Here is a 10,212-nt window from a genome sequence, read left to right as displayed (position 1 = left end):
ACAGATTTTTATTTTTGAAAAATCTGTCTTTTTTGCACAAGATTTCTTGTAAAAAAAAAGAAAATCTTTTAAAATATAAAAGACTTGGAGGAATTATGTGCATAAATAAGATTAGTAGTATTTCACCTGTATTAAAAACAAACAATCGAAATGTCAATCAAGAATTTTTTGAAAAGGTCTTAGGAATGAAAACCCTGTTGGAAGATGGGGCTTTATTATCCCTTGGAGATCAATCGAAGACAGATCGCCTCTATTTAGAGGAATCCCCTAGTATGAGAACCCGCAAGGTGGAGGGCCCAAAACGCCTGGCTTGCTTAAAGATTCGCGTGACCAACCCACAAGAAATTGAGTGGCTTCTGGCTCGTGGACATCAAGTTGATCGCCTCTTTAAAGGAAAAAATGGCTATGCCTTTGAAGCCCTTTCGCCAGAAGGAGATCGTATCTTGCTCCATGCGGAAGAGCAAGTGGGCAGTTTAACTGAAATTGAGGAAGTTCCAGATTTTCAAGCGAATGAAGAGTTTACAACCTTGACGGAGTTTTTCGTAGAAAAGATGGTGCTTCGAGTACCTAATGTAGAGACTTCTACAGCTTTCTATCAACAACTACCTGGCTTAGAAGATTATTTAGAGTTAGAAGCATCAGATGGTCCGGACCTTACACTAGCAAATGGACAGACTTGGGACCTTTGTCAGGTCAAGGTCATTTTAGAGCCATTTGTAGCAAGTGAACTAGCCTCCTGCTTTGGAGATCAGGTAACTTTTGTACCAAAAAGGCAACAATTTGTCTTGGTTGAGGATCCAAGCAAGATTGAATGGTGGTTCGAAGCCTAAGCAAGTCTTTGGCTGATTGAAATGAGTGAAGAAAAATGGAAAAAATCATCCAAAAAATTCAAGAGCAAATAGGAGCAGGCATCTACCCAGGTGCCTCTCTTGCTCTCTATCAGAAGGGAAGCTGGCAGGAGTATTACTTGGGACTGGCTGATCCAGCCAAGCAAGAGCCAGTTATTGCCGGCTTGACCTATGATTTGGCCAGTGTGAGTAAGGTCGTCGGAGTTGGAACGGTTCTTGCTTTTCTGGTCCAACAAGGGAAAATCGATATCGATCGTCCCTTAGCTTCCTACTATCCGGATATGGAGCAGACAGAGGTGACCATCCGTCAGCTCTTGACCCATACTTCTGGTTTGGATCCTTTCATCCCCGGACGAGATGACTTGGATGCTGAGGGCTTAAAAGAAGCCCTGCACCGTTTGAAGCTCAAGGACAATCGCCAGTTCCACTATACAGATGTCAATTTTCTTTTATTGGGCTTTCTTCTGGAGAAGTGGTTTGGTCAGGATTTGGCCCAGATTTTTCAGGAGCAAGTTTTTACACCTTGGCAAATGAAGGAGACTACTTTTGGTCCGGTTTCTCAAGCGGTGCCAACCCTTCGTGGCGTTCCAGCTGGCGTCGTCCATGATCCGAAAGCGCGTGTACTGGGAGTCCATGCCGGAAGTGCTGGTCTGTTTTCAACTATTAAAGATATGGAAATATTCTTGGAGCACTACTTACAGGATCCTTTTTCAGAAATCCTCTCCCAGAACTATGCCTTAGAGGAAGGGAAGACGCGCTCTCTGGCCTGGAACCTGGAAGGAGACTGGCTGGACCATACAGGTTATACAGGAACCTTCCTTCTCTATAACCGCAAGCTCCAATTGGCAGCTATTTTCTTATCCAATCGGACCTATGAAAAAGATGATCGGGCCCAATGGATTATAGATCGGAATCAACTCATGGAGCTCATCAAAACAGAAATGGAAGGGACCGGCAAAAATCCTTCCTAAGACGGAGAAAGAAGCGTGGTTTAGCCATCGCTTTTTTCCTTTTTTTATATTAAAATGGAAGGAGAGAAGATTGTATCTAGCAATCTATAGCAGAAAAGAATGAAGATAACTGAGAGACGTATGACGAAATCGATAGGTGTCGGCCAGGCACATAGCAAGATTATTTTAATAGGAGAGCATGCGGTTGTTTATGGCTATCCAGCCATTGCCCTGCCCCTCCTTCACATTCAGGTCACTTGTCAGATTGTACCTGCGGAGCGTCCGTGGGTCCTTTTTGAGAATGACAGCTTATCGATGGCGGTCTACGCTTCCTTAGAGTATTTGGGGATTGAGGAGGCAGCCATCGCTTGCAGGATTGACTCCATGATTCCAGCTCAGCGGGGGATGGGATCCTCGGCTGCTGTCAGTATCGCGGCAATTCGGGCGGTCTTTGATTACTTCAAGCGAGATTTGAGTCAAGAAACCTTGGAAATCTTGGTTAATCGAGCAGAAATGATTGCCCATATGAATCCAAGTGGGCTGGATGCCAAGACTTGCCTAAGTGATCAGCCGATTAAATTCATTCGCAATGTCGGTTTTAGTGAGTTAGAAGTTGATTTGGGTGCCAAGCTGGTCATTGCAGATACAGGTATCCATGGCCATACCAAAGAAGCCATTCAGAAAGTCAAGGACTTGGGAACAGCGGCCCTTGCTAGTTTCCATGAAATCGGGCTCCTTACTGAGCAAGCAGAAAAAGCCCTTGCTCAAAAAGATGCTCCCACCTTGGGACGTATCTTATCAGACTGCCATCATCATTTGCAGGCAGTGGGAGTGAGTTGTCCAGAAGCGGATCAATTGGTGGAATTAGCCTTAGCGAGTGGAGCCTTGGGAGCCAAAATGAGCGGTGGTGGGCTCGGTGGTTGTATCATTGCCCTTGCTGCAGACCAGGAACAAGCAGAAATCATCGCAAAAGAACTAAGAAATAAAGGAGTGGAGGAGTTATGGATCGAAAGCCTGTAAGTGTAAAATCGTATGCCAATATCGCCATTATTAAGTATTGGGGCAAGGAAAACAGTGAAGCTATGGTGCCATCAACTAGTTCCATTTCCTTGACTTTGGGAAATATGTATACAGAGACGCACCTCAGTCCTTTGGGTCCTGAGGCCAAGTCCCATGCCTTCTATATTGATGGTGTCTTCCAAAATGAAGCGGAGCAGGCCAAGATTGGAGCAGTCATCGACCGCTTTAAACCAGAAGGGGAGACAGGCTTTGTGCGGGTTGACACCAGCAATAACATGCCGACAGCTGCAGGGCTTTCTTCTAGTTCCAGTGGTCTATCTGCCTTGGTAAAAGCCTGCAATCGCTATTACCAACTGGGGATGACGCAGGCAGAACAAGCTCAAGCGGCTAAGTTTGCTTCCGGTTCGTCTTCCCGTTCTTTCTTTGGCCCTCTAGCGGCTTGGGACAAGGATACTGGAGAGATCTACCAGGTGGAAACGGATCTCAAACTGGCGATGATTATGCTGGTGTTAAACGACCAACAAAAGATTCTTTCCAGTCGGGAAGGGATGAAGCGGTGCACGGAAACCTCTAGCAATTTCCAAGAATGGATCCGTCAGTCAGCTCAGGATTTCCAAGATATGCTGGCTTACCTAAAGGACAATGACTTTGAAAAAGTAGGGGAATTGACCGAACGGAATGCTCTTCTTATGCATTCTACAACCAAGACTGCTAGCCCATCCTTCTCCTATTTGACGGATAAGAGCTATGAGGCCATGGATTTCGTGCGCTCTCTTCGTAACGAAGGGAAACGGTGCTACTTCACCATGGATGCAGGACCGAATGTGAAGGTTCTCTGTCTAGAAGAGGATCTGGACCAGTTTGTTCCACTTTTTGAACAAGACTACCGTATCATTGTTTCCAAGACCAAGGATCTATCCTATGAAGAATAAGAAAGCAGTTCGAGCAGGTGGGAAGCTGTATATCGCTGGGGAATATTCTATCTTAACCCCGGGACAAACAGCCATTATTCAGTTTATTCCCATTTACATGCAGGCAGAAATTCAACCGTCATCTACTTATCGGATTCAGTCGGACATGTTTTCCTTTGCGGTTGATTTGGCTCCGCAGGCAGACTATGCCCTGATCCAAGAAACCGTGCATCTAATGAACGCCTACCTCCAGTCACAAGGAGTGGCACTTGCTCCCTTTGATTTACGTATTGGGGGGAAATTTGAGCGAGAGGGTAAGAAATTCGGAATTGGCTCTAGTGGCAGTGTGGTCTTGTTGACCCTCAAAGCCATGGCAGCTCTTTATGATTTTCCCCTGTCAGCAGATTTGCTCTTTCGTTTGGCCTGTTTGGTCTTGATTCGACGTGGAGATAATGGGTCCATGGGAGACCTAGCTTGTATTGCCTATGAAAGATTGGTTAGCTACCGCTCTTTTGACAGACGGGCACTGGCTGAGCAATTACAAGATCAGGATTTAAACCAGATCTTAGCCCTGGATTGGGGATATGAAATCCTGCCTCTTGCCCCTCAGTTGTCCTATACTTTTTTAGTAGGCTGGACCCAGGAACCTGCTATTTCAAGAGACTTGATTAACCAGGTTCGTTCAGCTATTGATCCTGTCTTCTTAGAGGGGACGGAGCAGGCTGTACAAGACCTCTTAGTGGCCTTTCAAGAGGCAGACCGAGACTTGGCCTGGTCTTCTATCAGTCGGGCTAGTGACTTACTTCGATCTCTCAATGAGGTGATTTATACCAAAAAACTGGCCCAATTAAAGAGTGCAGAAGAGGGACTAGCGGTCATTGCAAAATCCAGTGGCGCTGGAGGAGGAGATTGTGGGATCGCCCTCGCATTTGAGGAGGCTGCTGCCCAAACAATCGTCAGACGCTGGCAAGAAGCAGGGATTGATTTATTATATGCAGAAAGGATGGGAGAGTATGACGACCAACCGAAAGGATGAACATATTCGCTTGGCCTTGGAGCAAACTCCAGGTTACAATAGCTTTGATGAGGTTGAGTTGATTCATTCCTCTTTACCAAGGATCGATTTAGATCAGGTGGATTTGACGACCCATTTTGCGGGTCGTGATTGGGACTACCCTTTTTATATTAATGCCATGACAGGTGGCAGTGCCAAGGGGGGAGACATCAATCGGAAGTTAGCCCAGGTGGCAGAAGCCTGTGGCATTCTCTTTGTGACGGGGTCCTATAGTGCAGCTTTAAAAGATCCTCAGGACAGCTCCTATCGAGTCAAGGACCTTTATCCGGACCTTCTCTTTGCGACCAATATCGGGATTGACAAACCGCTTGAACTGGGCTTACAGACGATTGAGGAGACCCAGCCTCTCTTTCTCCAACTCCATGTCAACCTCATGCAGGAACTTCTCATGCCTGAAGGGGAACGAAGCTTTAGAAACTGGCAAGACCATTTAGCAGACTATGCAAAGCAATTACCAGTACCGTTAGTGCTAAAAGAGGTCGGTTTTGGTATGGATGCCAGAACTATCCAAAGAGCCATCGAACTAGGTGTCAGGACCGTTGATATCTCTGGTAGAGGCGGGACCAGTTTTGCCTATATCGAAAATCGTCGGGGAGGCAATCGTTCCTATCTCAATGACTGGGGACAAACAACAGTCCAAGCCTTGCTTGGAGCTCAACCATTGATGGATCAGGTCGAGGTTCTCGCCTCTGGTGGCGTTCGTCATCCCTTGGATATGATCAAGGCACTGGTTCTAGGAGCCAAGGGGGTCGGTCTTTCTCGGACCATTTTAGAATTGGTAGAGACACAGCCGATTGAAGAGGTCATCGCCCAAGTCAATGCTTGGAAAGAGGATTTGCGCCTGATCATGTGTGCTCTTTCTTGTCAGACACTTGCCGATTTGAGAAAGGTTCCCTACCTTCTTTACGGACGAGTAAAAGAAGGACACGAACAAATCTCTTCCATCCATGATTAACTTGAAGAAACTAGCAAAAATCCCTCCGTTTACACGGAAGGATTTTTTACTTACTTTGACGAATTTCCTCTAAAACAGCTTGGGCTTTTTCCAGGTTAAAGGGTTTGTCCTCTAGCAATGCTTGCACCACCGGAGCCACCTCTGACGGAGTAGCTCCAGCAAGTAGGGCGAGTGACTTAGCCTGGAGTTTCATATGCCCATGTTGAATACCGGTGCTGACCAAGGCCTTAAGCGCTGCAAAGTTTTGAGCTAGGCCAACGGATACAATAATCCGTGCAAGAGTCTGGGCGTCAGGATTTCCAAGTAGTTCATGAGCCACTTGAACACTTGGATTGAGTCCGATGGAGCCTCCCTTGGTAGCGATAGGCATGGGAAGGGTCAGCTGACCTTCTAGGACTTGCTGTTCTGGATGATCCATCCAGTTAGATAGTCCTAGAGCTTGTCCGGATCGACTGGCATAGGTATGGCCACCTGCTTCAATCGCCCGCCAGTCATTTCCAGTTGCTAAGACGACAGCATCGATGCCATTGAAAATTCCCTTGTTGTGAGTCGCTGCTCGATAAGGATCAACAGCCGCTAATTGACTGGCCAGAGCTATTTTCTGAGCAATTTCGGCAGCTTCCTTGGGATCACGACTGAGAAAGCGGTAGTCTATGTGACACCTTGCAGTGACGAGGGCATCTGTTGCTAGGTTGGACAAAATAGCCATTAAGCCTTGGCCCCCGGATAACTCTTCTAAAGGGTCGACCAGAGCTTCCAACATGGTGTTGAGCATGTTAGCCCCCATGGCTTCTTTTGGATCAACGGATAGGTAGCAAATGAGAAAGTCACCTTTCACCTCTGTCCAGAGATCTCGTGCCCCACCTCCCCGTTTAACGATGGAAGGATAGGCTTGATTGGCCAGTTGGAGCAGTTCTTCTTTAGCTTCTGTAATCGCCTGACTGGCCTTTTCTTTATTGCTGACATCATAGAGAGCCACTTGCCCAATCATTTGACGCTTGTGAACCTGGGTCTGAAACCCACCTGAACGCTTGATCAACCCTGCAGCATAAGAAGCAGCAGCAATGACAGAGGGTTCTTCCGTCACCATTGGGACTTGGATTTCCTGACCATCTACCTGGAAGCCAGGAGCTAGACCAAAGGGTAAAGCCAAGGTGCCGAGGACGTTTTCGACCATTTCATTGGCAAGAGAAAGGGGCAATGTTTCATTGTCCCTTACTGTTTGTAGACTTTCTTCTGAAAGGAGTCCGGCCTGAGCCAGTTTCTCGATGCGCTCTGCTGGACTTGCTTTTGAAAAACCAGTTAATTTAACCATGGTGTTCTACCTTTACATAGGTTCGTTGGTGTTCGTTGATTTCTGATAAGGCATAGGTTTGATCTTGGTAACCTTGGAAGGTTTGATTGCCTTCAGCATCTAATTGTGCCTCTTCGAAGAAGATCTTCTCATATTCGTCAATCGTAAGAGCTTTTCGCTGATCCAATTCTGCCATACGGTTTGGATGGAGCATTTGCTCAAATCCTTCGACCAAGTGAGCACTAAAAATCTCAGCGACTGCACCACTTCCATATCCATAGAGGGCAATGCGATCGCCAGCCACTAGTTGAGGCTGATTCTCTAAGAGAGAAAGCAAACCTAGGAAGAGGGAACCCGTATAGATATTCCCAACCTTTTGGCTGTAGAGAATGGATTGTTCAAAATTGTATTGCAATTGGGCTTGTTTCTCAGGAGAAAGACTCTTGTCAAGAATCTTTTTTAAGCCCTTGAGGGCGAGCTTGGGATAAGGCAGGTGGAAGCAGACCGCCGCAAAATCATCCAAGGTTAAGCCAGTCCGTTTTTGATACTCTGTCCAAGTTGTTTTCAAGCAATCCAAGTACTGTTGGGTCGAATAAATCCCATTGACAAAGGGTGTGCTGGAATAGTTGGGACGCCAGAAATCCATGACGTCACGGGTCTGAGCAACATTATCATCATTAAAGGCTAGGATACGTGGATTCTGCGTCACCAGCATAGCGACAGATCCAGCTCCTTGAGTCGGCTCTCCAGGGGTGTCGATCCCATATTTTGCAATATCGCTGGCAATGACCAAGACCTTGCTCTGTGGGAATTTTTCAACATGAAGTTTAGCATAGTCCAAAGCGGCAGTGGCAGCATAGCAGGCTTCCTTCATTTCAAAGCTCCGAGCAAAGGGTTGGATTCCTAGGAGACCGTGAACGAAAACAGCAGCAGCCTTACTCTGATCAATTCCTGACTCGGTCGCCAGGATGACCATATCGATTTCTTCTTTTTCTTCTTCGGTTAAAATACTATGGCTGGCACTTGCTCCAAGTGTGACGATATCCTCTGTAATAGGGGCAATACTTAGTTCTTTCAATAAGAGCCCTTTACTGAGTTTTTCTGGATCAGTATTTCGAGCAGCCGCTAGCTCACTTAAGCGCAAGACATACTGGCTGGTCGCAAATCCAATCTTATCAATACCGATTGTCATAAATAACCTCTTTTAATTTGATATCTACTAGTATATTTCGTTACTATTTTACCATATTTGAGAGCAAAACTCCCTTGAAAAAGCCAGATCCGTATGGAAATCATTCTTAGGACCGAGGTGGTCAAGGGGATTGTTTGAAAAAGAGCGGATGAAAATCAAAAGAGGCTGGGACAAAAGTCCTAGCCTCTCAATTGTCTTTGGATTATCGAGCAAGACGCAGTGGTTGAGTGGGCTCTACTACGCTGATTTCATCAGCTTTTACAGCCCTACTCAACTGTGCGGAGGTGGGACGATGAAATCGAATTCTAACGAATGACCGATTTCTGTCTCACTCTCTTCAACTGTTAGGCTTGCTTATCCTTCTTAGGGTTCCTCATAACCCGTGTGAAGAGTTCTTTACATTTATCTTCTAGAACCCTTTCGTAGAAGACGATGATAGCGATGTATACAATCAGAAAGTTCAAGGTCAGAAAGAACAAGTCAAATGAATTGCGTGCATAGTTAGTTGCTTCTAGATAGGAGTTGATTGCTCCTAAAATCCCCCAAGGAAGATACTTGATATACTTGCTTACCATGATGCAACACCTCGCATACTCTAAAGGATTTGTTTTTTCACTATCATTGTATTCCTTTTAAATAAAAATGCAAGCGATTACACTTATAAAATTTGAAAAACCAATGCTAGTTGGCATTGGTCATTTTTCTTTTTTGGTAGCGTTGGTAGGAATGGTAGAGTTTCAAGATGACAGATCCGCTAGCCATCCCGATAGAGATGACCAAGGCCAGAATAACAACCAGAGTCACGCTGGTCACTGCCTGGCGATATTGGCCACTAACAAAGAAATAGGTGGTCCGATAGGAAATATATCCAGGAACCAAGGGAGCAAGAATAGCCAGCATAAAGACAACGACAGGCGTCTTATAGATAATACTTAAAATTTGACTGATACAAGAACCCACAATCGCTGCAATAAACGTCGCGATAATAACATTGGTAGGTCCTTTCAAGATATAGTAGAGCAACCAAATAGCCATCCCTAAAATTCCTCCAGGGATTAGCATGGAACGTTGCACGTTGAGGACGATTAAAAAGGTAATGATGGCAATCAAACTTGCCACCGCTTGGATTAAAAATTCGATTAGGTTCATGATTCTATTTCATAAGGACAAGAGCGACGGTCGTTCCGGCACCAAGGGCAAGAGTAATGAGCAGGGTCTCAAAGAGTTTACTCATCCCCGAGTTGAGGTGGTTGTTCATCAGATCCCTGACGGCATTGGTCATGGCAATCCCAGGAACGAAAGGCATGACACAACCGGCAATAATGAGATCGGTATTGGAAGGAAAACCACTATATTGAGACCAAATATGGGCCAAAAAGCCAAAGACAAAGGCTGCCGCAAAAGCAGTGGCAAAAGGGATGCGCACGTATTTCTCAACGACTAGAGAGAAAGCAAAGGCAAAGACGGTCGCAATACCTGCTCCTATCGCATCATAAAAATTCCCGCCAAACATAATGGAGAAAAAAGGGGCACTAAGAGTTGCCGCGATGGTTAACTGGAGATTGGTATAAGGGACTGCCTTCTGCTTCAATTGGATCAAGGCTTGGTAGGCTTCTTCGAGATTGATGTGCCCAGAGACTAATTGGCGAGAAATCTGATTGACATCACAGACCTTCTCGATATTGTAATTGGTCCGCAGGATCCGCTTCATCCGCGTGATATTGGCATTTTCGATTGAAAAGAAAATAGCGACTGGCATCGCTAAGGCATTGCAATCATCGATTCCTTGAGAATGAGCAATCCGGATCATGGTATCCTCCACCCGATGGATTTCAGAACCACTCTCTAAAAGGAGGGTTCCTGCCAACATGAGGACGTCAATCACGCGGTCCATATCTTTAGACGCTTCCATTGTTCTTCCTGTTCTGTTAATAGATTGTCTCCATTATATCAAAATTTCACTGATT

General features: G+C 45.7%; 11 protein-coding genes. 6 read left to right on the top strand and 5 right to left on the bottom strand.

What is annotated here, in order from left to right; all coding sequences use genetic code 11:
* Nucleotides 1-95: 95 nt before the first annotated feature.
* The 6 genes from RCH62_RS04770 to fni all read left to right on the top strand — a co-directional run bounded on the left by RCH62_RS04770 (nt 96) and on the right by fni (nt 5,759).
* Nucleotides 96-830: a CppA N-terminal domain-containing protein gene (locus RCH62_RS04770; protein WP_048715754.1), complete on the top strand. Its 735-nt coding sequence runs from the start codon at nt 96-98 to the stop codon at nt 828-830.
* Between the two features lie 35 nt (nt 831-865).
* Nucleotides 866-1,819 (top strand): serine hydrolase domain-containing protein, encoded by a 954-nt coding sequence (locus tag RCH62_RS04765; protein WP_306474749.1) that lies wholly within the window; start codon nt 866-868, stop codon nt 1,817-1,819.
* A 120-nt stretch (nt 1,820-1,939) separates the two neighbouring features.
* Nucleotides 1,940-2,818 (top strand): mevalonate kinase, encoded by an 879-nt coding sequence (gene mvk, locus RCH62_RS04760; protein ID WP_306474748.1) that lies wholly within the window; start codon nt 1,940-1,942, stop codon nt 2,816-2,818.
* Nucleotides 2,800-3,750, top strand: coding sequence for a diphosphomevalonate decarboxylase (mvaD, locus tag RCH62_RS04755; protein WP_306474747.1), 951 nt, complete (start codon nt 2,800-2,802; stop codon nt 3,748-3,750). The genes mvk and mvaD overlap by 19 nt, the downstream gene beginning before the upstream one ends.
* Nucleotides 3,740-4,765, top strand: coding sequence for a phosphomevalonate kinase (locus RCH62_RS04750; protein WP_306474746.1), 1,026 nt, complete (start codon nt 3,740-3,742; stop codon nt 4,763-4,765). Before mvaD ends, RCH62_RS04750 begins: the two co-directional genes overlap by 11 nt.
* Nucleotides 4,743-5,759 carry a type 2 isopentenyl-diphosphate Delta-isomerase gene (fni, locus tag RCH62_RS04745; RefSeq protein WP_306474745.1) on the top strand — a complete coding sequence of 339 codons (1,017 nt, stop codon included), beginning with the start codon at nt 4,743-4,745 and terminating at the stop codon, nt 5,757-5,759. The genes RCH62_RS04750 and fni overlap by 23 nt, the downstream gene beginning before the upstream one ends.
* Before the next feature lie 46 nt (nt 5,760-5,805).
* Here the strand turns inward: fni and RCH62_RS04740 are convergent, their stop codons facing one another.
* The 5 genes from RCH62_RS04740 to RCH62_RS04720 all read right to left on the bottom strand — a co-directional run bounded on the left by RCH62_RS04740 (nt 5,806) and on the right by RCH62_RS04720 (nt 10,157).
* Nucleotides 5,806-7,074, bottom strand: coding sequence for a hydroxymethylglutaryl-CoA reductase, degradative (locus RCH62_RS04740; RefSeq protein WP_306474744.1), 1,269 nt, complete (start codon nt 7,072-7,074; stop codon nt 5,806-5,808).
* Nucleotides 7,067-8,245 carry a hydroxymethylglutaryl-CoA synthase gene (locus tag RCH62_RS04735; protein ID WP_061564408.1) on the bottom strand — a complete coding sequence of 393 codons (1,179 nt, stop codon included), beginning with the start codon at nt 8,243-8,245 and terminating at the stop codon, nt 7,067-7,069. The genes RCH62_RS04740 and RCH62_RS04735 overlap by 8 nt, the downstream gene beginning before the upstream one ends.
* A 344-nt stretch (nt 8,246-8,589) precedes the next feature.
* Nucleotides 8,590-8,820, bottom strand: coding sequence for a hypothetical protein (locus tag RCH62_RS04730; RefSeq protein WP_306474743.1), 231 nt, complete (start codon nt 8,818-8,820; stop codon nt 8,590-8,592).
* Nucleotides 8,821-8,926: 106 nt separating this feature from the next.
* Nucleotides 8,927-9,394 (bottom strand): threonine/serine exporter family protein, encoded by a 468-nt coding sequence (locus RCH62_RS04725; RefSeq protein ID WP_048715193.1) that lies wholly within the window; start codon nt 9,392-9,394, stop codon nt 8,927-8,929.
* Nucleotides 9,395-9,398: 4 nt separating this feature from the next.
* On the bottom strand, nt 9,399-10,157 hold the full coding sequence (locus tag RCH62_RS04720) for a threonine/serine exporter family protein (protein ID WP_023024440.1): 759 nt from the start codon (nt 10,155-10,157) through the stop codon (nt 9,399-9,401).
* Between the last annotated feature and the right edge of the window lie 55 nt (nt 10,158-10,212).

The organism is Streptococcus sp. (assembly GCF_030825805.1).
GTDB lineage: Bacteria > Bacillota > Bacilli > Lactobacillales > Streptococcaceae > Streptococcus.
Note: the sequence above shows the minus strand (reverse complement) of the source record. Positions and strands in the feature narration are given on the sequence as shown.